The sequence below is a fragment of the Okibacterium sp. AC114 genome (genome assembly GCF_979253355.1).
Map to the genome: position 1 here is coordinate 886,329 of NZ_CEEDBR010000001.1, position 26,641 is coordinate 912,969.

The window sequence follows — 26,641 nt, forward strand, 5'->3', positions numbered from 1 at the left end:
CGATTACGAGCGGGGCTCACCGAAGTAGAACTGCCGCAACTCGACAACCGAGAGGTCATGGGGACCGAACTGCAGTCCGGACTCGTGGGTGAAGCCGTAAGCAGCCCAGGTTTCGAGCCCGGCGCTGCTCATAACTTGGTCATTCGTCCAGGTCAGGCGGCCGTGGTAGCCGGCATCGGCGGTGGTGACCAGCCAGCTCGGCTGGGGATCATCGGTCTTCGTGAATCTGACCTGCTGGTCATTGATCAAGAAGACCTTGTCGCCAGCCAAAGGAAGGTCTCTCCAACTGGTCAGCGGTTCGGGAAGCGCCTGTGCATCACTCATGCCGGCACTCTATCGCAGGCGGTGGCGGCATGAGTTCGGGTATCCCGGCGTCGGTATCGCGAAAGGTCGTGGAGCGCTCGCAGGGCGTCTGTGAGGGCTGCGGGATGGCGGCGGCTACGGAGATGCATCACCGGAAGTTCCGGAGCCGCGGCGGCCAACACACGGTGTCGAACCTGCTGCACCTGTGCGGGTGGGGTAATCACACCGGCTGTCACGGGAAGGCGCACTCGATGGAGGGTGCGGCATTCGGTTGGGCGGTGGCTTCGTGGGTCGCTGACCCGGCCGCGGTGCCGGTGACGGTTGCTGGTCGGGGTTTGGTTCTGCTGTCTGAGGATGGCGGCTATTTGGAGAACGGAAAGGAGGTGGCCTGATGGGCATCACAAGAACACAGCTCTCATTCGAGGGGAAGTTCGTGCAGATCCCGAACGAGTGGGCGCGCGATCCGCGCATCAGTAGACGGGCCCGCGGCCTGCTCGCGGAGATCGCTTCGCACCGCATCGGCTGGCACGTTACGACGCGCTCGCTGACTCAGGCCGGCGTCGAGGGACGCGACGCGGTGAGGTCGATGTTGGCCGAGCTGGTGAAGGCCGGCTATCTGGTTGCGGCGCAGCAGCGGGGTGATCATGGGCAGTTTGGCGAGATCGAGTACGTGTTGAGCGACCCGTTCGACCAGGACGGAAAACCCGTCACGGTGGATTTGCAACTTCCGCTGAATGACGCGGATGTGACCGTGGCCGGATTCTCAGGGCGCGGCGGATCGGCCGGGGTCGGGTTAGCCGTGGCCGGTTCAGCCGTGGACGGTGAATCCGCCACTAAGAACACAAGGGTTAAAGAACACGATCAGGTAGAAGACAAAACGCCTGTTCTGTTCTCCGAGTTTTGGTTGGTTTATCCGCGTCGTGAGGGTCGTGGGAAAGCTGAGACGGCGTTCGCGAAGGCGGTTGCTTTGGTGGGCGCGGAACGTGTCATGGCTGGTGCGCGTCGGTTCGCGAACGATCCGAATCTGCCGGAGGACAAGAGCTTCATCCCTCATCCGGCTACGTGGCTGAATCAGAAGCGTTGGGATGACGAACCGTTGCCGGCGCGTCATGGTTCGGCGGCTGGGGTTCAGGACTTCGGGAACGACGAGTGGATGTACCGCACATGAATATCGAGCAGATGGTTTTGGGCGCCGTGATGTTGGACGGCCGGTATTGGCGGAACGCAGCTTCGGAGTGCACCCCGAATGACTTCAACGACAAACGTTTGGGGCTCATGTTTTCGGGCATGGCTCGGATGGTTGCTGCGGGGGAGCCGATCGATGCGTTGACGGTGTCGGGTCATCTTCGGGAGTGGGATGTGCGCGGCATCAGCGCGGCGGACCTGTTCTCGTGGACTCGTGAGGTGCCGACGGCGTCGAACGTGGGCTTCTATGCGGCGCAGGTGCGGTCTGGGGCGCTCGAGCGGGGTCTGCGGATGGTGGCGGCTCGGATCGAGGAGGGCGTCGATGAGATGGAACCTGATGCGGTGATCAGCAGGGCGAACGATGACCTGCGGGAGCTGCGTGAGGATCACATCATCGACGAGCTCGGGACGGTGACGTTGGAGCATGTGATGCAGGAAACCGATGTCGAGTACGACTGGGTGATCGAGGGCCTGTTGGAGCGTCGTGACCGGATGATGTTGACCGGTGGTGAGGGTGCCGGGAAGTCGACGTTCATCCGGCAGATGGCGATCACGGCGGCGTCGGGCATCCACCCGTTCCGCGAGTATCCGATTCCGCCGTCGCGGGTGCTGGTGGTGGATGCGGAGAACACGGAGAAGCAGTGGGGCCGCGAGGTTCGGAAGTGGGCGAACGCGGCCGGGCAGGTGGGTCTCGACTCGCCGTCCGGGAACATGCAGCTCGCGTGCGTGCGGCGCCTGGACCTGACGAAGGACATGGATCTCGGGCAGGTGCACCGTCTGATCGACGTGCACAAGCCGGACATTCTCTTCATCGGCCCGCTGTACCGCCTCATCTCTCGGGCGATCAACAACGACGACGACGCGACTCCGTTGCTGGCGGCGTTGGACACGTTGCGGGACCGCGGGTTGGCGATCGTGATCGAGGCGCATGCGGGGCACGCGACGAATCCGAAGGGTGAGCGTGATCTGCGGCCGCGTGGTTCGTCGGCGTTGCTGGGTTGGCCGGAGTTCGGTTATGGGCTGAAGCGGAACGCGAAGAACGCGATGCATGTCGACATGGTCAAGTGGCGCGGTGATCGTGACGCTCGGGCGTGGCCGACGAAGTTGGGCAAGGGAACGAATCAGAGATGGCCGTGGCGGCCAGTGGACATGTAGGAGGAGATTGAGATGGCGAAGATCATTGTGGAGAAGGCGACTGTTCAGCGGGTTTTTCAGACGCGGAATGGTTGGGGTGTGTCGGTGTTCGAGACGTTCCAGCGTCGCGATAACGGCGGCGAGGGGAAGAACTGGTTCACGTTGTGGCTGAAGGAGCAGCCGAACGTGGTGGAGGGCAGCGTGGTGTCTGCGTCTGGTTTCCATGGGGTGCGGGTGCGTGAGTATGAGGGCAACGATGGGGAGACGCGGCATTCGGCTGATGTGTCGGTGAACGGCGCTCGCCTTCTCTCGGTGGAGGGTCCTGCCCCTGCTGCGGCTGAGGAGCCGTGGGGTGGGTCGGGGCAGACGCCGGCATGGAATGTGCCGCCGAGCGCGGACGAGCCCTTCTAGCCATGGTTGAGCTGTTGCAGCCGCACCGCTGCTCTCAGTGCGTAACGCCGTTCGGTGTCTCGGCTATCAGGTGCCCGAACGATCACACGCCGCCGATGATCACGTGCGGCGAGTGTGGCGGGTCGGGTTGGGATACGCGGACGGAGATCCCGTTCACGTGTGGGAAGTGTCATGGGGCCGGGCAGGTTCATGTTCGGCTGGCGAGAATCACGAGGAGGGCAGCATGAACGAGACAACGCGACCGTGCATCCGAGGGTGCCAGACCGCCGGCGGCCCCACCGACGCCTACCAGGGCGCACTCATCTGCGAACGCTGCATCCGCCGCCTCCGCCGCACCCTGGAAGACTCAGCCGACCTCTGCGGCCACATCCGCACACTCATCGACCCCCGCAAGGCAGCCGTCTACGACCAGGAGAAGCTCAACGCGGGCAAGGCCGTGATGGCGCCAGCACCGATGAACGTGGACCTCATCGACGCCGGCAACCACGTCATCACCGCCCTCACCTACTGGGCGTCATACTTCGGCGACACCGAGGACTACCGGTGGCTGGGCAACGGGTTCCCATCGACCATCACGCCGGAGAAGTCTTACGACGTCGCCGCGGTGCCCGAGGGGTTCCTGCTCGAGCACCTGCCGGAGATCGCGAACGACAGCTTCGTGCGGTTGATGGCGAAGGCGTTCATCGACTTTCCGGAGGACCCGGAGGAGTGGACGGTGCAGAAGGCGCTCGTCAGATTCCCGATGGACGATCGACCGTTCTGGGCGAAGGAGGCCTGCCCTGAGTGTGACAAACGCGCTGTGAGGGTGACGCCGGCTCGCCTGTTCGGGCAATACGCCCGCTACGAGTGCATGGGATGCCGTTGGCAGCCGCCCATCCTCGAGCGAGCGCTGTGGGCTGTGTATTTCGAGGGAAAGGTGGTGGCGGCAGCATGAGCGTTCACTACGAGGATGAGCACCTGACGGTGCTGCACGACGACTGCCTGTCTGCGTTGCGAGCCGATGAACTCGGCTACGACTTCGAGCTCGGATACGGGGCGGTGCGGGCGTTCCCGGATAGCAGCATCGACGCGGTTGTGACCGACCCGCCCTATGGGATCCGTTTCATGGGGCAGGCGTGGGACGGCGCGGACATCGAGTCGATCGTTTCTCGCGGTCGTGAGACGTCGCCGATGCCGGACGGAGTTGGCGGCCCGCGGGGCGGTTACCGCTCGGCCGCGGCGGAGGCGGGCCGATACAACCAGTCCGGTGCTGCCAACCGCGCGTTCCAAGAATGGTGCGAGTCATGGGCGGCCGAGTGTCTGCGTGTACTGAAACCGGGCGGGCACCTGCTCGCTTCCGGATCTCCACGCACCGCGCACCGTCTCACAGCCGGTATCGAAGACGCGGGGTTCGAGATCCGCGACTCGATCGCGTGGCTCTATGGTTCCGGCTTCCCGAAGTCGATGGACATCAGCAAGGTCATCGACAAAGCCGCAGGAGCCGAAAGGACAGTGGTGGGGAAGAAGACAGGACGCGGGGCTAAGCCGACCAATGACATCCGCGGAGGCCGCTTTGGCAGCAAGCCGGGTGAGGTGATCGACGCGTCGGACATCACCGCTCCCGCCACGCAGGATGCCCAGCAGTGGGAAGGCTGGGGCACGGCGCTCAAACCCGCCTTCGAACCCATTGTCGTTGCGCGCAAACCCCTGGTCGGCACCACCGCTGCAAACGTCCTCGCGTACGGCACGGGTGCCATCAACATCAACGCCACCAGAGTCGCAGCGAACGACACTCAGCTGGCCGAGAAGTACGCGTCTGTGCAGAATTCGGCTGCACGTTCCAACGGCGTGTACGGCAGCGACTTACGTTCGCATGCCGGTGAGAAACCGCATGAAGACGGCCGCCACACGCCGAATGTTGCCCTCGATGAAACCCAGGCGGCCGATCTCGATACGCAGACGCGGCCTTCTCGATCGCGCAAGGGCCGGCCGCGGAAGGCGGCGGCTGGCGTTGGATGGGGGATGACTGCAACGGGCGCTGAGTACAACGATGAGGGCGGTCCTTCCCGGTTCTTTCCGACCTTCAAGTACCAGGCCAAAGCGCCGTCTTCGGAGCGCCCCGATGTCGGTGGGGTGCAGCACCCGACGGTGAAGCCGCTCGACCTGATGCGCTGGCTCGTGCGTCTCGTGACGCCGCCAGGTGGGACCGTCCTCGAACCGTTCGCTGGCTCGGGGACGACAGCCGAGGCAGCGCTGCGGGAGGGATTCTGCTGCATCGCGATCGAGCGGGAGTCCGAGTACCTGCCGCTCATTATGAAGCGCGTTCAGAAGGACCATGCGCAGTCGCTCTTCGGGGATTGGGACGCAGCATGATCGGGTGGCTGACCGTCGCGGAAGCGGCGAAGCGGGTGGGCCGGTCAGAGCGCACTATCTACCGGTGGGCCGAGAAGAACCTGGTGAAGGTCCACACCAACGGGATGATCGACGAGCGGAAGCTGCTCGCCGCGGATGAGGCTCAGCGGTCCCGCCGAGGCCGCCCGAAGAAAGAGGTGGTCAGCGACAGTTAAAGTGTCAAAAGTGTCATACCGTTGTGCTACGCTAGACGTAGTCAAGGATCATGCCCCGCCGGGAAACCGCGGGGCATTTCTTGTTCCATCAGGTGCCCCTGATGACGCGGAGGCTGAAACCGCGGACCAACAGCCGAGACTTGCCAGGCACGTCAGCCCTTCCGATCAAGATCGAGCGAACACTGTCTTCCCGTGAAGTCTCCGGGTTGGTAGCAGCAGCTCGTATACGTGGTTCGCGGGCGTCCTGGCATCTTTTCGGGGCCGGTGGGTGTTGTTGCGCCACCTGCCGGCCCCGAGACACCTACTTCGGTTTGCGGAGAGTGGCTGTGGTGACGGCGCCGAGGCGGTGGCGTTCGGAGACGACTTCCCATCCGTCGGCGATGAGCTGATCGAACTTCTTCCGGCTGCCGGGCCCGTGTTTGCGTCCGGGTAGGTAGTCGATGGTTTTGACGTCGTATTCGGCCATGCGCTGAGGGTACCGCTGGGAGGTCGCCATGCCAAGCGTGCGCAATGGTCACGGGCATAGGGCGTACCGGCGGAAGCAGGCAGCCCTGAAGCGGCGCACGGCGCGGGAGAACCTGCCCTGCGGTTTCGGGTCCCCGTCGAACAGCGGGTGCGGCCGGCCGATCGACACGACGTTGCCGGCGACGCACGCGATGAGCTTCACGGCCGACCATGACGAAGCTCTGGCGGCTGGCGGGCATCTGGTTCATCAAGACCTGGTGCCGATGCATCGGAGTTGCAATTCGTCGAAGGGCGATCACGCTGCGGTGGAGATCTGGGAAGCCAGTTAGTAATTACCAATTCGAGGAGACACCAATGGCTGCTGTCATCGATGAGCGTGTGCGTGTGGTGCAGAAGGTCGGCGGTGGCCGGGAGATTCGGGTGCTGGCGTCTGACCTGGACGCGATGGGCCGTGACGACTTCTACGCGATCTTGCACACCATGGGCTTTGTCCCCGGCGATCTGGGCGAGCCTCGCAAGCTGCGGTCTCATCCTGCGGAGTTTCGGATCATCGTGAAGGAGCGGTCATGAGCGAGACACGATGCAAGGTTCCGCCGGCCGGATGGTGGTGCTCACGCACTCCTGGCCACGATGGACCGTGTGCCGCACGCGAGGATGGGCAGGCCGAAGTCGATGCCGCCCTGGCGCACCGGCTGAGCAAGCCGTGACGAAGCGTCAGGCAGCAGCCATCCGCGCAGGCATCGAGATAGCCCGCATGGTGCAGACACACGGGTGCGTGTACATGCCGCGTCACCGCCGGTCACTGACGACGAGAGCGTTCGAGCGGACGATGATCCACACGTACCTTGCGCGGTGGACGAGGTACGCACGCAGCATGGAGACGAAGCGACGATGAGCGACTGCCCGAGCACGCGGACCGTAGACAACCAGCGCGTGCAGTGCGAACGCCAGGATGGCCACCTCACCCAGCATGCGGGGCGAACGCAGCCGTCACAGCCCGGCTACTACTGGTGCGACTTCGAGGCTGACCAAGCAGAGGGACGTGCAGCATGAACAGGTGCACCGAGACACGCGTGATCGAACGCAAGCGGGGCCGTCCTGATGGATGGACCCAGCCCACGCGGCGGTGCATCAAGGACACGGGTCACAACGGACCCCACGAGTCACTGTCCGGGTACAGCTGGTTCCCGATAGACCGTGACCCCGACAAGACCGCAGCCTGAGACACACGCTCAACACCCAAGGGTGGGGGTACCCCTCAACCCACCGACACCCGCCCACCTCCCGCCCGGTCCTGGCGTGTCTCTCTCCTTACGGTTGCGAACTGGGTTACTGATTGGTCGGTTACTGATTGGAGGTCGTGATGTCGCGTCCTCTGGCCCCGTGTGGGACGTTCTCGGCGTATAAGCGGCATAAGCGTCGTGGGGAGCCTGTGGATGCGGCTTGTCGTGAGGCGATGTCGGTGGAGATTGCGTCTCGGCGTGATGAGGCGGGTCCTGGTGTGGCTGCTGGTCCGGTGGTGTCGTTGCCGGCGCCGAGCGTGTCTGTGTCTTCTCCGGTCGATTTGGATGCTCGTCAGGAGTTGCTGGATAACGCGCGGTTGGTGAAGCAGGCGATGCAGCAGATCGCTGAGACGGAGCCGTTGAAGATCGCGGCGTTGTCGAAGCGGCATTCGGAGTTGATTGCGGAGTTGCGGGCGCTCGATGGTGTGCAGCCTGCGGTTCCGGCGAAGGGGGACCCGTTCAGTGCCTTCTTCGGAGCTGGAAACATTACTGGGATCGCAGCGGCCCCGTCTCGAAAGCAGGCCTGAGTCTGTCGGGTCGTTCGGTGACCGTGCGGTGGCTTTTGCGGCTGCTGCGGGTGTGCAGCTGGATGACTGGCAGCAGTACGTGCTGTGGGGCATGTTGGATGTCGATGAGCGGGCCCGGTGGGCTGCGAACGAGTTCGGTCTGCTCGTTGCTCGGCAGAACGGTAAGGGCGAGATCCTGGTCGCTTACGACTTGGCTCAGCTGTTCCTGTTTCCTCGTGCGGATGGGCGTCGGAAGACGATCATTCACACCGCGCATGAGGTGAAGACGGCTGAGGATGGGTTCTCGCGGCTGGCTGGTGTGGTGGAGTCGAACGATCGTCTGATGGAGATGGTCGGGAACATCTACACGGCGAACGGCAAAGAGGGCATCACGCTGAAGCTTCGGCCGGGGCAGGTGCTGCCGGACCGGATTCGCTTCATTGCGCGGTCGCGCAACTCGGGTCGTGGTTTCGCGGCCGACAATCTGGTGTACGACGAGGCGCAGGAGCTCGCTGCGGCGTCGCGGACGGCGTTGACCTACACGCAGTCCGCGGTTCCGAACCGCCAGGAGGTTTACGTGGGCACGGTTCCCACGGAGGAGAACGACGCTGAGGTGTTCGAGGGTGTCCGCGATCGCGGGCGTTCCGGGATTGCACGGCGCACGGGCTGGATGGAGTGGACGCCGGAGGGTTCGGAGGACCCGAAACGGGCGCCGCTGATCAATTCGATGGACCCGCAGGCGTGGGTGGACTCGAATCCGGCTCTGAACACGCGCATCGGCGCGGAGGTGGTGCTCGAGCAGATCACGCGCGCACCTGATCCGGATGAGCCACGGCGTGAGCGTCTGTCGATTTGGCCGAATCCGCGCGAGCAGGAGGCTGTGAAGCTGTCCGAGCTCGATATGGACCGGTGGAGGCGCTCGGAGGACGGTGACGCGAAGCTCGGCGATGGCGCTGTGATCGCGATTGCGGTCGGTCGTGGTGGCGCGTTCGCGACTGTGGCCGCTGCGAGCCGTTTCGACACCGATCACGTCTTCGTGGAGCACATGAAGACCGAGAAGTGGACGCTGTGGGTCGCTAAGTACGTGAAGCAGCTGAAAAAGGACCTCGGCGACGCTCTGGTGGTCATCGATGGCAAGAATGCGACCGCGATCATCACCGATTTGGACCGCGAGGGCATCAAATACCTCGCGATGAACCTGAACGAGGTCGCGGGCGCCCATTCGATGTTCGTGGAGCACGTGAACGAGGGTCTGACGGTCCATCGGGGCCAGAAAGAGCTGACGGCGTCGCTGCAGCACGCGACGACGCGCCCGATCGGCCAGGCAGGCATTACGTGGGCCGCTTCGGAGCCGACGAAGCCGATCAGTCACGCTCAGGCGGTCACGTGGGCGCTGTGGGGTCTGAAGAAGTCTGAAGCGACACCACCGCCGGCCCCGGCGAAGGTGCGCGGTTATGCGTAGAGGAGGTCTGGGTGCCTAGATCAGATGTTGAGCTCGGCGAACTGATCTCGAAGATCACGACGGACGCTCGCAACGAGTGGGCGCGCCTGTCGACTCTGCAGAAGAAGATCGAGGGGAAGCTGATCCGCACATGGATGCCGGATAACGCTGACCTCGAGTACCGCGACTTGCTGCGGAAGGCTTCGTCTCCGTGGCTCGCGTTCGTGCGCGATTCGATCGCTCAGGGTTGCATCCTCGACGGTTACTCGTCGGAGGACGTGTGGCGTGACGCGTGGCAGGCGAATGGCATGGATGGGCGTCAGGGCGAGGTCACCCGTGAGGTGATTGGGCTCGGTAAGTCGTTCGGCCTGTCTCTGCCGGCCGCTGATGGCGGTGTGGTTATGCGGCCCCTGTCGGCGTTGAACACGTTCGCGGTTTTCGCTGATCCGTGGGATGAGTACCCCGAATTCGTGCTGGCGCGTGTCGGCGGCCGGAAGCCGTCGTTCTGGTCCTCGGATTGGATGTTCGTCGACGCGGAGGCGGTCTACCGGTGGAGCGGTGACGCGCGCACCCCGACGAGCGTGCGGCGGAGCGAGCACGGCCTCGGGTTTACCCCTGTTGTCGTGATCGCGAACACGCTCTCGATTGACGGCGCCCCGCGGAGTTCCGTTGAGCAGGCGATCCCGGTGTATCAGCGGATCGTGGACGCGACGTTCACTCTGCAGATGGTGCAGCGGTATGGCGCGTTCCCGCAGAAGTGGATGGCCGGCGGCGAGATCGCGACTGACGCGAACGGTAACGCGCTCGTGCGGTCCGCGGTCGATGGCCTCATTCATGCCTCTGGTGTGTCGGGGGAGACGGCCCGGTTCGGCACGTTCGCTGCAGCTGAACTCGACAAGGTCGTGGCCGCGCTGGATGCGCATATCAAGCATCTGTCGGCTGTGTGCCAGGTGCCGCCGCATTACCTGCTCGGCGCGATCGTGAACATGTCCGCTGAGGGCATCGCGGCGGCCGAGTCCGGGTACTTCCGAAACATCGAGGACCGGAAGATGGCGATCGGCGAGGGCTACGAGCTGTGGCTGCGCACGGCCGCCGCGATCCTCGGGAACGATGCGGCCGCGGCGGACATGTCGTCGGAGATGCACTGGAAGGACGCGTCTTCGCGTTCCCTGGCGCAGATCACGGACTCCATTATCAAGCTCGATTCGATCAGTGCGCCGCTCGAGATGCTGTTCGCGCTCGTGCCGGGTTGGTCGAAGACCGACGCTCTCGAGGCTGCTGCTGCGGCGCGTTCGCAGCGGCGGGCGATCGAGCAATAGGACTCACCCGCGTTCGCGGGGATGCAGGGTACGGCACCTGTTCAACATGCCGGCATCGACGGATTTACGGAGGAATCACCCATGTCTGACACCACCTCGACTGAGCCGAACACCGAAAGCACCGAGACTTCCGCCTACACGCCCCCGGCGTCGCAGGAGGAGCTGTCCCGGATCGTGGAGGAGCGTCTGGCGCGCGAGCGGAAGAAGTACGAGGGCTACGACGACTACAAGGCCAAGGCCGCGAAGTACGACGAGCTCGAGGAGGGCAAGAAGACGCCCGATCAGAAAGCGATCGACGAAGCGAAGTCGTCGGCGGCCACGGAGGTGACGCAGAAGTTCCTGCGCCGGCTCGTGTCCACCGAGACGAAGAGCGTCGCGCGCGATCTGAACTTCATCGATCCCGACGACGCCCTGCGTGTCCTCGGCGACGAGCTGCCCGTGAAGGACGACGAGCCTGACGTCGACGCGATCAAGAAGCTCGTGGAGAAGTTAGCGGAGGACAAGCCGCATCTGGTGGACGGGGGCACGCGGAAGCCGCGTACCCGACCGAAGCCGGCGGCGGGTGAACGCCAGGAAGACACGGACGGCCCGAAGGCCGGTAAGGGGAAGGCCGCTGTGGCGTTGCGCCAGTACGCGACGACCCGCAAAAGCTAGCCCTTCCATCTCATCATCTGACCCTTTGAAAGGACGCCATCATGGCAGACATCAGCCGCGAAGAAGTCGCGACTCTCATCCAGGAGGAATACACCAACGCATTTCTCGACTCGGCCGCCACCGAGTCCGCGGCCATCCGCGCTTTCGGCACCGTGCCCCTCGGCACGAAGATCACGAACGCTCCGGTGCTCACCACCCTCCCCGAGGCTGGCTGGGTGTCGGAGTCGGCGACCGCGTCGACCGGCGTCAAGCCGACGTCGCAGGCCATTTGGGCGAACAAGCGCTTCGTGGTCGAGGAAGTCGCCGTGATCATCCCGATCCACGAGGACACCCTCGAGGACGCCACCGAGGACCTGCTCGCCAGCCTGACCGCGCTCGGTGGTTCGGCGATCGGTAAGAAGCTCGACCAGGCGGTTCTCTTCGGCGTCGACAAGCCGACGACATGGACCGATGCCGCGCTGCTCGCTGCTGCGACGGCCGCCGGGAACATCTTCCAGGTGTCGAACACGCCGGGCGAGGACGACCTGGCTGGGTCGATCATGCAGGCTGCCGGTGCGGTCGCTGACTCGGGCGCTGACCCGACCACGATCCTGTCGGCCGCGGGCCTCCGCTTCCGCCTCGCGAACCTCCGCGCGTCGGACGGCACCGCGATCCTGTCGCGCACCCTCGGCGGTGATGGTTCGTTCTCGGACGACATCGCCGGCCTGAACGCCCAGTTCGTGAAGAACGGCGCGTGGGACAACGCCCTCGCGACTGCGATCGTCGCGGACCGCGAGAAGGTGAAGATCGGTGTCCGTCAGGACATCACGGTGAAGTTCCTCGATCAGGCCACGGTCGGCGGGATCAACCTCGCTGAGCGCGACATGGTGGCGCTGCGCTTTAAGGCGCGCTACGCCTACGCGCTGGGCAACACGATCAACTCGGCGGGCACCCTGTCCGAGCCCGTTGGCGCCGTCACCCCGGCCGCCGTCTAGGAAGGACAGAACATGGCTACCCTGACCCATCCCAAGGGCCGCACGGTCGTCGTCCCCGACGATGTCGTGAAGTCGTACACCGATCTCGGCTGGACGGTAGCGGGCGATAAGCCGGCTCCGGTCGAACCTCCCGTGGTGATCCCCGAGGGGGACCCGAGCGAGGCCTGGTCGGCGAAGGAGCTCGCCGCTTATGCGGAGCGCGAGAACGTCGATGTGAGCGGTGCGAAGAAAAAGGCTGAAGTGCTGGCTGTTCTCGCGAAAGCGAAGACGCCGGCTCCGGTCGAACCTCCCGTCAGCGAGTAGCTGGCATGGCGGCGCGTTCCTGGTGGGCGCGCCGCCTCCCAAATTTTCTCGGCGAAGGAGGCCACGGTGGAACTGACCTACGCGAAGGTGTTCCCGTTCATCACGGTGACTGTGGCTCCGTCGAAGCAGCCGATCGTGGAGGCGTGGTTGCCGGTCCTGTCGGCGATCCTGACCGCACGGTACGGCGACCGGATCACGTCGGCGCTCGAGCCGGTCGTGTTCGCGAACGTGGGGGCCGCAGTGTCGCGGCGCCTGAAGCCGCGCCCGTTCGGCGTCCGCCGGCAGAGCATTGGCGGCGCGTCGGTCGAGTATGACCCGCCTGTGAGCCTGTCGTGGTTCGACGCGGGGGAGCTCGGCGAGATGGACAGCATGTTGGGCGTCGGTGGGACGCGTTCGTATCGGACGGCGGCGCCGGATGCGCAGCGGTTCGGGAACATGTCGCGGACGTTCGAGGAGGACTGATGGATTTCCCCGAGGGCGTGAACGTTACCCGGTTGCGGGCGAAGCTGGTGGAGGACCCGTATTCGGGCGCTCAGACAGCCTCGGACTGGTCCGACCCGGACGAACTGGTGCTGGACAACGCGTTCGTGGCTTCGTCGTCTAGTTCGACGGTGACGACGGCGACGCGTGCGCAGACGTTGACCGATAAGAGCCTGTTCTGCGAGCCGGATGCGGATGTGCAGACGGGTGACCGTGTGGTGGCTGATGGGGTGACGTACACGGTGGATGCCCGGCCCGCTGCGGATGTGAATCCGTGGACGGGGTGGCAGCCGGTGCGCGAGGTGCCGTTGACGTTGGCGGAGGGGTGACCGATGGCTACGAAGTTCAACGACCAGTTCATTGATGGGCTGTCCACGTCGGCGGGCGTGGAGGCGGTTGTGACGGCCGCCGCCGAGCGTGTGGCAGCTAAGGCGCGCGCGACAGCCCCGGTGGACACTGGCGCCTACCGTGACGGCATCGTGGTGAAGAAGAAACGCCAGAAGCGCATCGTCGCGGTGGTGACGGCCACGGATGAGAAGTCGATGATCGTGGAATCGAAGACGGGCAACCTGGCGCGCGCTCTCCGGTCGGAGGCGAAGGGTGGCTGACGTGTACAGCGACCCGGCGGTGCTCGACGCCGACCACGAGCAGTTCTGGACGGGCTTCATCCGCGCCGAGCTCGTGAAGCTGGCGGCCGACACGACGAAGACCGCGCGAATCCGCACACTGGCGGCCGGCGTCACCGTCGACCGGAAAGAACCCGAGTCGTCAGCGATGTCCATGCCGGTGAAGCTGATCGTGGTCCGCGACGACGGCACCACTGACACGTCGATCATTACGGGCGACACGAGCATGGGCATCTCGGTGCTCGCTGGTTCCCGGGAGAACCCCGCTGACGCGAAAACGCTTGCTCGGATCGTGAAGGCGATCGTGAAGACGGCGCCGCGTGTGGAGGCCGGTAACCCGGTCGCTGTGATCCGCGAGTTCAACGGCCCGTATCTGGTGCCGGAGGCGGCGCTGCGTGCGCGCGCCTACATGACCTTCACCGCAGGGAATGTCGGTGAAGCCCTGTAGCACCCCACAACCCAATTACGGCTCTCGCATACCGCGGGGGCCGTTTCTATTTGAAGGAGAGATCAATGGTCGCTGACAGTCGCGGCAATGACATCGGAGCTGTTGGGGTCCCCGTCTCGGGGTTCTTGGGCTTCGCACCTGCGGGCACGGCATTCGTAGCCCCCGACGAGGGCGGCAGCCCCACACTGGCCCTGCCCGCCGCCTACAAGAAGGCCGGTCTGCTGACGGAGGACGGCGGCTTCGATTGGAGCCTCGAGCCTGACGGCGACCCGATCACGTTCTGGCAGGAGGGCTACTCGATCCCCTCGGGCCTCGCGAACGCCACCTGCGTCGTGAAGCTGGCGCAGTACGACGAGACGGCCCGTCTGCTCTCGTACGGCAAGACGCCGGACGAGAACGGCTACATGACGATCGATGCCGGCGGCCACGCACTCCGGTTCGTGCTGTTCACGGAAGAGATCTACAAGAACGGCGTGATCGTCCGCCGCACCGCGAACGTCGGTGTGCAGAGCGCGAAGCAGGACAAGTCGGAGCGCGGCAACGTGCGTGGCCTCGAGGTCACGTTCTCGGCTGAGCGTTCCCCTGAGCTCGGCAACGAGCACATCGGTGAGTGGCTCGTCTCGACGGACGCCGTCACTCCGTAGTAAACGGCCGGGCCGCGCGTTCGTGGGTGTCGCGCGGCCCGGCTTTTTCTCATACACCCACACCTTCCACATCCACGTTTGAAAGGACACCCGCACCATGACCACACCCCGCAAGCCCACTGCCGGCCCGAAGCCTGACTACCTCGTTGTCGAGGATCACCTGAAGGTGCAGACCGCCGAGGGCGAGAAGTCGTTCGATCTCCGCATCCCGCTGGACCGCCTCGAGCTGTTCATGGACATGGATCAGATCGAGCAGAAGAAGATCCCGCGCTACATGATCGACAACATCCTGTGGGAAGAGGACAAGGCCACGCTCGAGCAGATGCGTGACGGCGCGAAAGCGTTCCAGATCCTCATCCAGATGGCGAAGATCATCGGCGACCGGATGGGCGCCAACATGGGGGAATCCTCGGGCTCGCACGAACAGTCCGAGCCCACCGAGCAGCCCTCCGATTCGACTTCCGACGTTACTTCGGACTCGCCCTCGACGACGTCGGCGTAACCGTCTCCTACCGCGAGGCCGTCGACCTGGTCGATGAGCTGCGTCGGGAGTCCGGGTCGCATCTGAACGCGGCGGAGAACGGGTGGGACATCGCGGCGTCTTACGGCGAGGTGATCGCGCACGTTCACGCGACGGCGTTCCTCAACTCGAACCGTGACCCGAAGGAGCGCCCGGAGCCGTACAAGCTGCCGGCGCCGTGGCCGGACAAGAAGCCCGAAGCCGATGTCACCGATGAGGAACGCGCGGAACTGCGCGATCGACTGCGGCGCTATTCGGCGTTCGCTGAGTAATGAACGGAGCCCGCCATGACTCAGGTCGCTACCGGCGAAGTGCCCATCTTCCCCACGTTCAAGAACTTCCGTGGGCAGACGGTGCGCGAGGTCGACAGTGTCGGCAAGGAGTCAGGCGGCAAGTTCGCTTCGGCGTTCAGCGGCGCGATCGGCGGTATCGCTACCGCGTTCGCTGCCATCGGTGTGAAGCAGTTCTTCACCGAGGGCATCCGCGGCGCCAGCGAGCTTGAACAGTCGGTGGGCGCGATCGGCGCGATCTTCAAGGACAGCGCCGGGCAGATGAACCAGTGGTCCGCGTCGGCCGCGACGGATGTGGGTCTGACGAAGAACGAGTTCAACGAGCTCGGTTCTTTGATCGGCGCGCAGCTGAAAAACGGCGGCACGGCGATGGATCAGCTGGCCCCGAAGACGAACGATCTGATCACCCTCGGCGCCGACTTGTCGTCGATGTTCGGCGGCGACACGAAGTCGGCTGTCGAGGCGCTGTCGTCGGCGCTGAAGGGTGAGCGCGACCCGATCGAGCGTTACGGTGTGTCGCTGAACCAGGCGAAGATCGACGCTGAGGCGGCGTCGCTGGGGTTCAAGAAGGTTGGCGGCACACTGTCGGCCGAGGCGAACCAGGCGGCGACGCTGTCGCTGATCATGAAGCAGACGGCGGACGCGCACGGCAACTTCGCGTCGGAGGCGGACACGCTGGCTGGTAAGCAGCAGCGGTTGAACGCGATCTGGGAGAACGGCAAGACGTCGATCGTGGGCGCGTTCCTCCCGGCCGTTTCGACGGTCACGGGGTGGCTGGTCGACAAGCTGCCGGCGGCGATCGAGAAGGCTGTTGGCGTCTCGAACAAGCTGGTGGGGACGTTCGATTTCATCCGCGGGTATATCTCGGGTGAGGGGTCGACGGCGGACATCGGGTGGCTCGAGAAGCCGGCCACGTATATCGCTGAGACGGTCATCTTCTTGGGTGTTGCGGGGCAGAAGATCGCGGATTCGATCACGTACATCCGCGGCTACATGTCCGGTGAAGGGTCAACGGTCGATATCGGCTGGTTGGAGAAACCGGCGGAGTTCATCGCTGACACTCTGATCAAGCTGCAGGCGGCTCTGGCGCCTATCGGCACGGCGATCGGTGAGGCGTTCCGCACGGGCGACCTGAGTAGCCTGCAGGGGCTCGGGGACGTGTTCTCCGGGTTTATGGCGATCGCTCAACCGTCTGGGCCGATCATCGCCGAGGTTGGTGCGTCGATCGGCGAGATGTCGGGTGAGATCGGCGCCCTGGTCGCTGGGGCCCTGCCGCTGCTGACACCGCTGATGGAGGGCGCTGCGGGCGTCATGAGTTTCCTCGCGGACAACACGGGCATCCTGACGGCTGTCATCGTGACGCTCGCTGGCGGGTTCGTGGCGTTGAAGGCCGCTCAGGCTGCAGCGTCTGTCGCCGCGGTGGGTGCTGTGCCGACGAACATCGCGTTGGCGGCGTCGAACTTCGCTCAGGCGAGTGCGACGCGCGCGAACACGGCGGCGACGATTGCGGGCACGGGCGCTACGACGACGTCGACGGCGGCCGAGAAGGCGAACCTGGCTACGCGGTTGGCTAGCGTGGGTGCGGCTATCCGTCAGGGTGCCGCGTTTGTCGCTCAGAAGGCGGTCCTGGTGGCCGGCGCGGTGGCGACTGGTGTGGCTACGGCGGCGCAGTGGGCGTTCAACGCTGCGATGTCGGCGAACCCGATCGCGTTGGTGGTGTTGGCGATCGCAGCTCTGGTCGCGGGTCTGGTGTGGTTCTTCACGCAGACGAAGCTGGGTCAGGAGATCTGGGCGAACTTCACCCGGTTCCTCGGCGAGGCGTGGGCGAACATCTCGCAGTTCTTCATGGAGACGTGGACGAACATCAGCTCCTTCTTCGTGACGGTGTGGGAGGGCATCGTCACGGTGTTCCAGACGGTGTGGGGCCTGATCGTCTTGTACGTGCAGACGTACATCTCGGTGGTGCAGACCATCATCACGACGGTGATCAACGTGATCATGACGATCTGGAACACGGTGTGGACGGGCATCAGTACGTTCTTCGGGACGATCTGGGCCGCGATCGTGCTCATCGTGACGACCTACATCAACGTGGTGCAGACGATCATCTCCACGGTCGTGAACGTGATCGTCGGCATCTGGACTGCGGTGTGGGGCGGCATCAGTTCGTTCTTCGCAGCGATCTGGTCTGGCATCGTCGCGTTCGTCACGACGTACATCAACCTCGTGCAGACGGTCATCACGAACGTGGTCAATGCGATCAGCGGCACCTGGAACTCGGTGTGGTCGAACATCTCGTCGTTCTTCCAGAACATTTGGAAGGGCATCACGTCGGCGGTTTCGTCGTTTGGTGATTTCTTCCAGGGCGCGTTCTCCGGTATCGCTGGGTTCGTGACGACGGCGTTCAACGGTGTGCTCGGCGCTGTGAAGGCTCCGATAAACGGGATCATCTCGCTGGTGAACTCGGCGATCGATGGCCTGAATGGTCTGTCGGTGTCGATCCCTGACTGGGTGCCTGTCGTGGGCGGTCAGACCTGGGGTCTGTCGCTGCCGAAGATCCCGCGTCTCGCGCAGGGTGCCACGGTGCTGCCTCGGAAGGGCGGCACGATGGCGATCCTCGCTGAGGCGGGGCGCGCTGAGTCTGTCGTGGACACGGGAAAGATGAACCGGCTGTTGGACGTCGCGCTGAACGGCGGTGGCAGTGGTCGAGGGGGCGTTACGCAAAACATCACGAACAACTTCATCGATCAGGCGAACCCGGTGCTCGCTGCGAAGCAAGTGGTCCGTGAGTTCTCGAAGGGATTGGCTGCCGCATGAGGATGATTCAGATCGGGCACATGCTCTTCCCTGAGCGGGCGGAGCGCGGCTGGTTCCACAACGAGATCGAGGGGTGGGACGGCGCCACCGACAACAAGAACGGGGTCACGGAGAAGCCGGACGGGCACGGGTCGTTTACGCGCACTCGTGTCCGCCGGTCATCCCGGCCCATGTCGGTGAATGTCGGGTTCCTGGGCACGTGTCGTGAGGACATGATCTTCGCCCGCAACGAGCTGTCAGCGCTCGGCGCCGAGGGCCCTGTGCTGATGACTGTGATGGGTGAGGATGGCCCGTCGTCGCGGATGGTGACGGTGGAGCATTCGGATCTCCCTGACTGGCATGGGCGTCTGCGGGTGGACAATCTCGCGATCGACCTGCTCGCGGATGACCCGCGCCGGTATGGCACTCCGGTGACGGACGAGACGGGGCTGCCGCAGCTCGGCACGGGCCTGGTGTGGCCGATGGTCTACCCGATCGATTGGGGCCTTCCTGGTGACCCTGGGCGGCTGGTGTTGCAGAACACGGGCTCGGCTCCGGCGTTCCCGATCCTGCGGGCGTTCGGCGGCTTCACGACGGCGACGCTCACGGACGTGGGCAGCGGTCGCCGCCTGATCTTGGATCGGCCGGTTCCGGCGGGTCAGTGGGCGGAGTTCAACGCGCGCACCGAGCAGGTGCTGCTGAATGGCGAGTCCGCGGTGCCGGCGATGTATCTGACATCGCGGGAGTGGTGGTCGGTGCCTCCGGGCGGCCGTGTGGAGATCCAGTTCAATGCGACGGGTGCTGATGGCACACCGGTTCTGATGGGCGAGTTGCGCCCGACTTGGTGGTGAGCATGCCGAAGTACCTGCTGTTCGAAACCATGACGGGCCTCATCGTTGACGAGTTCGACCCTGTCGAGGGGCCGGCCGATGTCACGGTGAACACGCCGGAGACGGTGGAGGTGACGATCAACCTGGCCGACGAGGTCGAGGCGGCTCGTGACTGGCGGAACCTCGGCCAGGCGTGGAAGATGTCGATCGCTTACGAGCGCGACGGGAAGATGCTCGGCGGTCCGATCATGCCGCACGACTTCGACGATGACGCGGAGACGTTGAAGCTGACGGCGCGCGGCATCCTGACTTGGTTCGATCATCTGTTCGTGTTGCCGCCGGCCGCGGAGACGCAGCCGCTGGTGGATGGTGAGCAGAAGCCGATCCCGGGTATGAACACGAACCTGTCGGGTCTCGAGTACGGCACGATCGTGAAGCGGCTGATTCAGCAGGCGTGCTCGTGGCCGGGCGCCGGCATCCCGGTGGCGTATCCCGCAGACCGGCCTGGAACGCGCGAGCGCGCGTATGAAGCGCTGGACTTCAAGACGGTGTTCTCGGCGATCGAGGACATCACGCAGGTCATTGGCGGGCCGGATGTGCGGATGCCGTTGCGGCGCCGTGACGACCGGTTCGTGGAGTGGGTGTTGGAGACGGGCACGGACGCGCAGCCGCGGTTGCAGGCCGACGTCGTGCACTCATTCAACACGACCGCCGATGAGCCGTCTGCGCGGGGCCTGAAGGTGACCACGGACCCGTCGAACATGGCGGACATTGCGTGGGCAACTGCCGGCCGGAACGAGGACACCGCGTTGGTGGCTCGCGCGCGAAGCACGGTGCTCCGCGACGCCGGCGTGCCGTTGCTGATGGTGCTGGACTCCTCGCACTCGGACGTGTCGGTGCAGTCGACGCTGAACGGTTACGCGTCGGAGGCGCTGCGCACGGCATACCTCGAGGCCCAGTTCTGGTCGTTCGAGGTGAACCTGGCGCTGGTGCGTCTCGGCGACATTTCGGAGGGCGACATCTGCGAGCTGAAGGTTGCCGATCACGGCTACATCCCTGCCGGCACGTACACGCGGCGTATCGCGGCGTTGAAGGTGGACCGGTTGGGCGAGTGGGCGACGGTGACGTGCGGGGAGGTTTATGATGGCTGACCCGAAGCCGCCTGGTGAACGGGCGATCCTCGATGAGATCCGGACGTTGCGGCGTCGCATTGACCGGTTGGAGTCGCCGTCTGGCACTCAGCGGGCGAACGTGGTCGCGGAGTTGCGCAGTATCGTCGACGGGCTCGAGGAGCGCGTGGACGACTTCATCAACAACCAGTCGTACACGCGGGCGGTCATCGATCAGAAGCTGACGGATGAGCGGAACTACACGGACGACCGTGTGGCGCATCCGGTGAACATCGAGGCGTCCGGTTTCTTGATCGTGCAGGGGAACGCGGATGTGCGCGGCGTCATCAAGTCGCTGGGCACCCGCAATAACCCGATCAACAATTTCCGCACGGTGGTGCAGGACGACGACGGCAACATGGGTTTCTCGTCATCGTCGGAGCGCACGAAGCAGGACATCGTGCCGGCCGAGCTCGACGAGAGCGTGTTCCGGAAGATCCGGGCGCAGCGGTTCCGATACCGCACCGACGTGGCAGCGAACGGTGACGGCGCCCGTGTCGATCTCGGGTTCATCGCTGAGCACCTGGTGGATGCCGGTGTACGGGAGCCCGTGTTCTTCAACGCTGATGGTGACGCTGAGGGCATCAATTACGACCGCCTGTCACCTGTGCTGTGGATGGGCCTGCAGAAGCTGATGGATGACCGAGACGAAATGAACGAGCGCCTGACCGCGCTCGAGGAACGGAGTGCCTGATGGCTCTGACATATAGCTTCCCCGGCCCTTCCGGTGTTCTGGATGCGGTGCAGGCCCGGAAGGATCTCGCTGGCTTGGTGGCCCGCAGCGCGGCCGGTGTCGCGCGGGCGGGGGTCTTCCCGGCGCACACGGGCGACCTGTTGGCGCCGCGAACTGACATGCGTGTCGACGTGCTGCCTTTCGCGGCGGCGCTCGTGCGAGGCGGCGGGCCTCTGCTGATCGCGAACGACGATGTCACGCAGGTGACTTTGGATCCTGCCCCGGCTGCGAACACACGGATCGATCTGATCTACGTGAAGCAGAACGAATCTCTGCTTGTCGAGAGCGAAGGTGACCTACCCACGTTCGGAGTGGTGAAGGGTAACCCTGCCGTCTCGCCTGCGAAACCGGTGCTGAACATCGCTGGCGCGCTCGAGCTCGGGACGATCCGTATCCCGTCGTCTGCCGTCAACACATCCTCGACCGGAGTCGTCGTGGAAACGACGTGCCCCTACACCTCCACTTCGGGCTCTCCGGTGCCGCTCCGCAAGAAGTCGGAGCTGGATGCGTGGCAGCCGGGTAACGGTGCACTGGCGCAGGTGCTCGACGAGCAGGGGAAGACGTATGAACGTCGCGATGGTGCATGGCGGAACTTCGCGGGCGGCAACTTCCTGCGCAGGTATGGGGACTGGAACGGCGCGGCTCGGGCCCTCAATCCAATCATCGTGAACGGGCAGGCCGACGCCAAGACTGGCTCGACCGGTGTGCAGACCGAGAAGTTCGACCAGCCGTTCCCGAATGGGTGCTTCTTCGTGATTCTGCAGCCGCACCAGAACACCGGCCAGTTGGCGAGCTCGCCGCCCGTTGTCGTCGAGGGTTCGGTGAACAAGGACGGCTTCCAAGCCTTCTTCGGCGGACGAGCGGACGCGCAGGTGTTCCTGCCTTACATCGCCTTCGGGTACTAGGAGGTCCAGCATGGCTGTCCTGAATGGAAAGTCCGCTGGCGACAAGATGGCCGCCTTCGGCACTGTCACCCCTGGCACCTGCCTCGCGGTCGTGTGGCGCGCTTTCGGCTCGCCCAAGTCCGATGGCAAGGGCAACGGCTACCAGTGGGCCACAGACGCACTGGCGCGCGCTCGAGCGGAGAACGCGATCAGAGGCACCAACCTCAACGATGCTCCCGAGGGGTCGGTCCTCTACTGGACGAACGTGATGGGCACGTGGCCCTACAACGGCGGTCGCAAGTACGGCGATGCCGGGCACGTCGCGATCAAGGGTCCGAACAACACGGTGATCACGATCGACCAGCCGACACGCGGCAAGGTCGGGCAGGTGTCGGTGGCGCAGTTCGTGCGCACGTGGCCGCACCTCAAGTTCGCCGGATATGCCTTCGGGGCCGGCGCGTTCCTCGGGCACGATGTCGCGACCGTCAACACGGTGACTAACAACCTCAGCCCGGCGCCGGCCGCCGCGGCTTCGAAACCCATTCCTACGGAAGAGGAAGACATGAACACGGTTCTCGTCGGTATCAGCGGCCCGCAGGGCGGCATCTGGATGGTCGATCACTCGCAGCGCACGCGGTGGAACATCGGCAAGGTCGGCAGCACGAAAGATGCGTACGCGTACAAGGAGTGGCTGCAGAAGCAGGGCGTGAAGTTCCTCGACAATCAGCCGCCGCACTTCATTCTCAGCTACACCGACATCACGAACCGGTAGCTACCCTCTCTGACCCTGGGGAGGGCCACTTGTTCAAGCAAATCTACGGAGCTTCCATTTGGGCCAAGGGAGCAATCCCGGCCTCGGAGTGGAAGTACCGCAACCTGAAACGCATCCTGTTGCCGGTCATCGATCTCGCCTACGTGATTGCTGGGCTCTCGGCTGCCCTCAATGGTGTGCCCGCCATTGGTGAGTTCTTCGACCCGTTCGTGATGGACCTGTTCGCCATCGGACTTGCCGTAGTAGCCGCAGCATGCCTGGTCGGTGTCGCTTTCCCGCAGTTCTGGCCACTGGAGATCGCGGCGAAGTCATCACTGATCGGGCTGATGGCCGGATACGTTGTCGCGCTTCTACTCCTAACCGCCGAGGGCGACCCGAACCGCGGGTTCGTCCTCCTGATCGCGTTCATTGCCACCTGCACACCGGTGTGGCGGCTCAGCCTCATCGGCTACGAGTGGGCGGACCGGCGGCACCCCGATAGCGAGGTGCGTTAGTGGACGGCGGCACCATCGTCAGCCTCGCCGCGTCCGGCGTAGCCCTTGCCGGCGTCGTGTTCGCGTGGGTGAAAGGTAGAGGCGAGAACAAGAACCAAGCGGTCGCCAACGAGATCGCGCAGAAGACCGCTGAAGCGCAGGCTCGGCGAGAATCGTTCGCTCAGAACCTCGAGCTGCGCGAGTTCATCGCCGACGAGGTGAAAGCGGCGACAGCGCCTCTTGAGCAGCGCATTGCCGACCTCGAGGCGCGTGAACGATCCACGAAGACCATCGTGCGTCGCTTCTTCCAGGGCCTCGTTTTCTGGGACCTCACTGGACGCAACGGCCCGATGCCGATGCCGTCACCCGCGGACATGCGGGAGCTCGAAATTGAAGACCTACAACCGAAGGAGGCCAGCGATGGCTAAGCACGCTGCAAACGTTCAGGAGATCTGGTTCAAGGGGAAGCGCGCGCTGCGCACGGCGGTGCAGGTGCTGGTGTCGGCGACGCTGGTGCTCGGCACGATCGTCGTGGTGGCGCCGCAGGTGCTGGATGCGGTGGCCGAGGTGCTGCCGGGCCCGTGGGTGGCGTGGCTGACGGGGGCGATCGCGGTGCTCGCTGGTGTGAGCGCGGCTCTCGCGCGCGTGATGGCAATCCCGGCGGTGAACGGGTGGCTGGTGCAGCTCGGGCTGGGCTCGGTGCCGAAGCCGTCTGTCGAGGGGGAGTAGGTGGGGCTTCGGCCGGTTCACTTCCAGTTCTGGCGGGGGAGTGAGCCTGCGGCGAATGCGCAGATCCGTTTGAAGCCGGTGGCGCGGATCATCGATGGCGCGACCGTGGCACTGCCGGTCGTGGCGGAGCCGGTGCAACTCGACGAGAAGGGCGAAGCGACCGTTCCGCTGCTCACAACCGAGGAGGGCACGACGGCCGGCTGGGAGGTCTTTGAGGCCCCCGGCGCTCTACCGGGGCCGTCCGTGTTTCAGGTGCCTGAGGGCGAGGGCACTTTGGAGTATTCCGAAGCGCTGCCGCCTACGCCGGGCGCCTTCCTGTACAACGTCGACGGCGGCAAAGAGTTTCCGGATGACGCACCTCTTGGGGCGCAGGGTTCCGATTGGACATCCGGCCTCGCGGTGAACGAGGTCTACATTTACGAAAAGGGGCTGTGATGGCTAAAAAGCTGATCGCGACGATCAAGATTCCGACCCCATACGACGCCGCCGTGGCCAGGGGTTTCACGGGCACCGAGGCTGAGTGGCTGGCTTCACTGAAGGGTGAGCCTGGGGATATCACGCCTGCTGCTCTGGCGGCTAAGACGGCTGCTGAGAGCGCGCGGGACACGGCGTTGACCGCGAAGGATCAGGCTGTTGCAGCCGCGGCCGCTGTGCCGGGTCTGCAGGAGGATCTGGATGCGCTCGAGGCGTCCCTACCCGGCACGATTGGGACACTCATCCCTGACGCCCTTCTCGATATCGAGGCTCAGCGCCGCCTCGCCGAGATCGCCTACCGCGTGTCACTCACGAAGCGAAACACTTCGCAGGCTCGCACCGTGATCGTCGGCTCATCGTCCGTTACGGGAGCGAACGCGGCGGTACGCGCCGAGAACATGGTGAACCGGTACGCGGCGCTCCTGCAAGCTGCCTACAATCCACAGGGCATCGACGGCGGCTGGTACTGCCCAGCATATGAAGTGAGCTCCCCTCAGTGGGTTGTCACCGGCAGCACGGGGACCGCCGACGGATTCAATATGCTGGCCCGGTCGTTGTCAGCCGGCGCGACGCTGGCGCGCACCTTCTCTGACTGCGATGGGTTCACCATCTACTTCGCTCGGGGCGTCGCCGATGCGCCGTTCCAGGTGCAAATCGATGGCGGGGTGCCAATCACGGTTACCCCTTCGCATATCGGGAGCGGATGGAACCACGACGGTGTGTGGTCAAGTGGGGTACTTACTCGCGGTGATCACACGCTCAAGATCACGTCGACTGGAACGACACGTCTCGATGGCGTATACGTCCACCGCGGGGACTCGGCGCAGGGCGTGCAGGTCTTTGGTTGCGGCAAATCTTCGACGCGTGTCGCCTCATGGATCGGAGCGCAGGCGGCCGCTCACCGCACACGCCTAGCGCAGCTAGCCCCAAAGCGCATCCTTCTGTTCTTCGGATCGAACGACTGGCGCGACCAGGGCGACCCGGAACAGACCAAGGCTGATGTGCTCACCCTCATGAGCGAGCACATCGCGGCACTGGGTTACACGCCATCGTTCGTCATCGTCGCACAGGCACGCCCGTTCGATCTGGTGAACCCGACCGTGCCATACAGTGCCTACGTCGACGCAATGCGGAGCGCAGCCGCAGCACGTCCGGCCTACGCAACGTTCATCGACATGACTCCCGGATATCCCGGCTCGCAGGCGGAAGACGTTTATGACCTCATCGACGTCGACAACATCCACCCGACGAGCCTCGGGCAGATTTACTCGGGTGATCTTCTGGCGGAGTTGGATGGCGTGCCTTCTGGGAAGAGCGCTCGCGTTACTGCGCCGGCGGTGACGCCGTTGCCGCCCGACCCGACTCCGGAGCCCACCTGGAGCGTCTACACGTCAGACATCTTTGCCGGCGACGGACAACTCAACGGTCGGGCGGCGGACCTAGGTCTTGGCGGCAGTGCCAAATCGTGGGTCGAGACGACGCCGAACAGCCTCAAGACACTCGGCGGCGCACTCGTCTCGGGCGGATCAGGCGCGGCCAGCTTCGGATATGTGCCGCTCACCGCGACAAAGATTCGTTTGAGTGCAAAGGTTGTCGCTGCCACGGCTCAGACATATTGGCTGGTGGCGCAGCGCACAAACCTGACATCATCTTCGGCCGTGCAGCGTCAACTCGAGATCACCGATTTGACCGCCCGCATCCGGAAGTCTGTCATGGGTGCGACCACGTATTTGGGCGAGGCTGTAGCTTTTGCTCTCGGCGACGTGGTTGCTCTCGAAGTGGTCGAAACGCGCCACAGGATTCTCGTCAACGGCATTGTTGTTCGTGAAGTGTTCGATGACGCAATCACCGCGAACCTGGCATCGGGTATCACGACGCAGTCGTTCAACAGCTCGATCTCGTTGGACAACTTCAAGATCGAGACAGGGGCCTAGCTACATCACGGCTTCTTCTTGGTCGAGCGTCGCATGCTCTGCAGAGCAGAAACCGCGGTGCCCTAATTGGGCGCTTCGCTCGAGAGTGATCGTCGACGTGCAATTACTGGTGGCTCCCGAGGTGTTGCCGTAGCCGCACTGGCGGTCACGCACTTCGCGATCGCGCATCTTCTCGCCCACCCACTCCAAGAGATTCATCTGCTCAGGATAGGGGATCGCCGCCTATCTCGTAACTCCTCAATATGTAGTACCTTCTGACCCCCTCGGACCTAGCCTCCCGGCCGCGCCCGAGGGGGTCTTTCGGCGCTGCTTCGC

35 protein-coding genes are annotated in these 26,641 nt (G+C 64.4%); 32 read left to right on the forward strand and 3 right to left on the reverse strand.

What is annotated here, in order from left to right; genetic code table 11:
- Positions 1–3 precede the first annotated feature (3 nt).
- Positions 4–324 carry a hypothetical protein gene (locus ACZ6IE_RS04295; RefSeq protein ID WP_464606921.1) on the reverse strand — a complete coding sequence of 107 codons (321 nt, stop codon included), beginning with the start codon at positions 322–324 and terminating at the stop codon, positions 4–6.
- A gap of 370 nt (positions 325–694) precedes the next feature.
- Between ACZ6IE_RS04295 and ACZ6IE_RS04300 the strand changes: the two genes are divergently transcribed.
- The 6 genes from ACZ6IE_RS04300 to ACZ6IE_RS04325 all read left to right on the forward strand — a co-directional run bounded on the left by ACZ6IE_RS04300 (position 695) and on the right by ACZ6IE_RS04325 (position 5,579).
- Complete coding sequence (locus ACZ6IE_RS04300; RefSeq protein WP_464606922.1) at positions 695–1,471, forward strand: hypothetical protein; 777 nt, start codon at positions 695–697, stop codon at positions 1,469–1,471.
- Positions 1,468–2,643, forward strand: a complete 1,176-nt coding sequence (locus ACZ6IE_RS04305; protein ID WP_464606923.1) for an AAA family ATPase — start codon at positions 1,468–1,470, stop codon at positions 2,641–2,643. Before ACZ6IE_RS04300 ends, ACZ6IE_RS04305 begins: the two co-directional genes overlap by 4 nt.
- A 12-nt stretch (positions 2,644–2,655) precedes the next feature.
- A complete protein-coding gene (locus ACZ6IE_RS04310) occupies positions 2,656–3,033 on the forward strand; it encodes a hypothetical protein (RefSeq protein ID WP_464606924.1) in 378 nt (125 codons plus the stop codon).
- A gap of 223 nt (positions 3,034–3,256) precedes the next feature.
- Positions 3,257–3,967, forward strand: a complete 711-nt coding sequence (locus tag ACZ6IE_RS04315) for a hypothetical protein (RefSeq protein WP_464606925.1) — start codon at positions 3,257–3,259, stop codon at positions 3,965–3,967.
- A complete protein-coding gene (locus tag ACZ6IE_RS04320; RefSeq protein ID WP_464606926.1) occupies positions 3,964–5,385 on the forward strand; it encodes a DNA-methyltransferase in 1,422 nt (473 codons plus the stop codon). Before ACZ6IE_RS04315 ends, ACZ6IE_RS04320 begins: the two co-directional genes overlap by 4 nt.
- The gene (locus ACZ6IE_RS04325; protein WP_464606927.1) at positions 5,382–5,579 is read left to right on the forward strand and encodes a helix-turn-helix domain-containing protein; all 198 of its coding nucleotides are present in this window, start codon (positions 5,382–5,384) and stop codon (positions 5,577–5,579) included. Before ACZ6IE_RS04320 ends, ACZ6IE_RS04325 begins: the two co-directional genes overlap by 4 nt.
- 301 nt (positions 5,580–5,880) lie before the next feature.
- On the opposite strand, the gene ACZ6IE_RS04330 is transcribed toward ACZ6IE_RS04325, so the two are convergent.
- A complete protein-coding gene (locus ACZ6IE_RS04330) occupies positions 5,881–6,045 on the reverse strand; it encodes a hypothetical protein (RefSeq protein ID WP_464606928.1) in 165 nt (54 codons plus the stop codon).
- A gap of 28 nt (positions 6,046–6,073) precedes the next feature.
- Here ACZ6IE_RS04330 and ACZ6IE_RS04335 point away from each other — a divergent pair, with 28 nt between their 5' ends.
- The 26 genes from ACZ6IE_RS04335 (at position 6,074) to ACZ6IE_RS04460 (ending at position 26,326) form a co-directional block, all read left to right on the forward strand.
- Entirely contained in the window at positions 6,074–6,373 is a 300-nt protein-coding gene (locus tag ACZ6IE_RS04335) for an HNH endonuclease (RefSeq protein WP_464606929.1), read from the forward strand.
- A gap of 25 nt (positions 6,374–6,398) precedes the next feature.
- A complete protein-coding gene (locus ACZ6IE_RS04340) occupies positions 6,399–6,614 on the forward strand; it encodes a hypothetical protein (protein ID WP_464606930.1) in 216 nt (71 codons plus the stop codon).
- Between the two features lie 931 nt (positions 6,615–7,545).
- Complete coding sequence (locus ACZ6IE_RS04345; RefSeq protein WP_464606931.1) at positions 7,546–7,854, forward strand: hypothetical protein; 309 nt, start codon at positions 7,546–7,548, stop codon at positions 7,852–7,854.
- A 52-nt stretch (positions 7,855–7,906) separates the two neighbouring features.
- Positions 7,907–9,295 (forward strand): hypothetical protein, encoded by a 1,389-nt coding sequence (locus ACZ6IE_RS04350; RefSeq protein WP_464606932.1) that lies wholly within the window; start codon positions 7,907–7,909, stop codon positions 9,293–9,295.
- Positions 9,296–9,498: 203 nt separating this feature from the next.
- Entirely contained in the window at positions 9,499–10,593 is a 1,095-nt protein-coding gene (locus tag ACZ6IE_RS04355; RefSeq protein WP_464606933.1) for a phage portal protein, read from the forward strand.
- 81 nt (positions 10,594–10,674) lie between these two features.
- Entirely contained in the window at positions 10,675–11,247 is a 573-nt protein-coding gene (locus ACZ6IE_RS04360; RefSeq protein ID WP_464606934.1) for a hypothetical protein, read from the forward strand.
- Between the two features lie 41 nt (positions 11,248–11,288).
- Complete coding sequence (locus ACZ6IE_RS04365) at positions 11,289–12,221, forward strand: phage major capsid protein (protein WP_464606935.1); 933 nt, start codon at positions 11,289–11,291, stop codon at positions 12,219–12,221.
- A 12-nt stretch (positions 12,222–12,233) separates the two neighbouring features.
- On the forward strand, positions 12,234–12,524 hold the full coding sequence (locus ACZ6IE_RS04370; RefSeq protein WP_464606936.1) for a hypothetical protein: 291 nt from the start codon (positions 12,234–12,236) through the stop codon (positions 12,522–12,524).
- A 66-nt stretch (positions 12,525–12,590) separates the two neighbouring features.
- Entirely contained in the window at positions 12,591–12,986 is a 396-nt protein-coding gene (locus tag ACZ6IE_RS04375; protein ID WP_464606937.1) for a hypothetical protein, read from the forward strand.
- Positions 12,986–13,333 carry a hypothetical protein gene (locus ACZ6IE_RS04380; protein ID WP_464606938.1) on the forward strand — a complete coding sequence of 116 codons (348 nt, stop codon included), beginning with the start codon at positions 12,986–12,988 and terminating at the stop codon, positions 13,331–13,333. The genes ACZ6IE_RS04375 and ACZ6IE_RS04380 overlap by 1 nt, the downstream gene beginning before the upstream one ends.
- Before the next feature lie 3 nt (positions 13,334–13,336).
- Positions 13,337–13,612, forward strand: a complete 276-nt coding sequence (locus tag ACZ6IE_RS04385) for an HK97 gp10 family phage protein (protein WP_464606939.1) — start codon at positions 13,337–13,339, stop codon at positions 13,610–13,612.
- Position 13,613: 1 nt separating this feature from the next.
- Complete coding sequence (locus tag ACZ6IE_RS04390) at positions 13,614–14,078, forward strand: hypothetical protein (protein WP_464606940.1); 465 nt, start codon at positions 13,614–13,616, stop codon at positions 14,076–14,078.
- 65 nt (positions 14,079–14,143) lie between these two features.
- Positions 14,144–14,722, forward strand: a complete 579-nt coding sequence (locus tag ACZ6IE_RS04395) for a hypothetical protein (RefSeq protein WP_464606941.1) — start codon at positions 14,144–14,146, stop codon at positions 14,720–14,722.
- A gap of 97 nt (positions 14,723–14,819) precedes the next feature.
- The gene (locus ACZ6IE_RS04400) at positions 14,820–15,224 is read left to right on the forward strand and encodes a hypothetical protein (protein WP_464606942.1); all 405 of its coding nucleotides are present in this window, start codon (positions 14,820–14,822) and stop codon (positions 15,222–15,224) included.
- Between the two features lie 110 nt (positions 15,225–15,334).
- Positions 15,335–15,514, forward strand: coding sequence for a hypothetical protein (locus tag ACZ6IE_RS04405; protein WP_464606943.1), 180 nt, complete (start codon positions 15,335–15,337; stop codon positions 15,512–15,514).
- 15 nt (positions 15,515–15,529) lie between these two features.
- Positions 15,530–18,349: a phage tail protein gene (locus ACZ6IE_RS04410; RefSeq protein ID WP_464606944.1), complete on the forward strand. Its 2,820-nt coding sequence runs from the start codon at positions 15,530–15,532 to the stop codon at positions 18,347–18,349.
- Complete coding sequence (locus ACZ6IE_RS04415; RefSeq protein ID WP_464606945.1) at positions 18,346–19,179, forward strand: hypothetical protein; 834 nt, start codon at positions 18,346–18,348, stop codon at positions 19,177–19,179. The genes ACZ6IE_RS04410 and ACZ6IE_RS04415 overlap by 4 nt, the downstream gene beginning before the upstream one ends.
- A gap of 2 nt (positions 19,180–19,181) precedes the next feature.
- Positions 19,182–20,309, forward strand: a complete 1,128-nt coding sequence (locus ACZ6IE_RS04420) for a hypothetical protein (protein ID WP_464606946.1) — start codon at positions 19,182–19,184, stop codon at positions 20,307–20,309.
- A complete protein-coding gene (locus ACZ6IE_RS04425; protein ID WP_464606947.1) occupies positions 20,302–21,021 on the forward strand; it encodes a tail fiber domain-containing protein in 720 nt (239 codons plus the stop codon). The genes ACZ6IE_RS04420 and ACZ6IE_RS04425 overlap by 8 nt, the downstream gene beginning before the upstream one ends.
- Positions 21,021–21,965, forward strand: coding sequence for a hypothetical protein (locus ACZ6IE_RS04430; RefSeq protein ID WP_464606948.1), 945 nt, complete (start codon positions 21,021–21,023; stop codon positions 21,963–21,965). The genes ACZ6IE_RS04425 and ACZ6IE_RS04430 overlap by 1 nt, the downstream gene beginning before the upstream one ends.
- A gap of 10 nt (positions 21,966–21,975) precedes the next feature.
- The gene (locus ACZ6IE_RS04435) at positions 21,976–22,716 is read left to right on the forward strand and encodes a hypothetical protein (RefSeq protein WP_464606949.1); all 741 of its coding nucleotides are present in this window, start codon (positions 21,976–21,978) and stop codon (positions 22,714–22,716) included.
- A gap of 29 nt (positions 22,717–22,745) precedes the next feature.
- Entirely contained in the window at positions 22,746–23,210 is a 465-nt protein-coding gene (locus tag ACZ6IE_RS04440; protein WP_464606950.1) for a hypothetical protein, read from the forward strand.
- The gene (locus ACZ6IE_RS04445) at positions 23,210–23,617 is read left to right on the forward strand and encodes a hypothetical protein (RefSeq protein ID WP_464606951.1); all 408 of its coding nucleotides are present in this window, start codon (positions 23,210–23,212) and stop codon (positions 23,615–23,617) included. Before ACZ6IE_RS04440 ends, ACZ6IE_RS04445 begins: the two co-directional genes overlap by 1 nt.
- Positions 23,610–23,918 carry a hypothetical protein gene (locus ACZ6IE_RS04450; RefSeq protein WP_464606952.1) on the forward strand — a complete coding sequence of 103 codons (309 nt, stop codon included), beginning with the start codon at positions 23,610–23,612 and terminating at the stop codon, positions 23,916–23,918. Before ACZ6IE_RS04445 ends, ACZ6IE_RS04450 begins: the two co-directional genes overlap by 8 nt.
- On the forward strand, positions 23,919–24,353 hold the full coding sequence (locus tag ACZ6IE_RS04455; RefSeq protein ID WP_464606953.1) for a hypothetical protein: 435 nt from the start codon (positions 23,919–23,921) through the stop codon (positions 24,351–24,353).
- Complete coding sequence (locus ACZ6IE_RS04460; protein ID WP_464606954.1) at positions 24,353–26,326, forward strand: GDSL-type esterase/lipase family protein; 1,974 nt, start codon at positions 24,353–24,355, stop codon at positions 26,324–26,326. Before ACZ6IE_RS04455 ends, ACZ6IE_RS04460 begins: the two co-directional genes overlap by 1 nt.
- On the opposite strand, the gene ACZ6IE_RS04465 is transcribed toward ACZ6IE_RS04460, so the two are convergent.
- A complete protein-coding gene (locus tag ACZ6IE_RS04465) occupies positions 26,327–26,524 on the reverse strand; it encodes a hypothetical protein (RefSeq protein ID WP_464606955.1) in 198 nt (65 codons plus the stop codon).
- Positions 26,525–26,641: the final 117 nt, after the last annotated feature.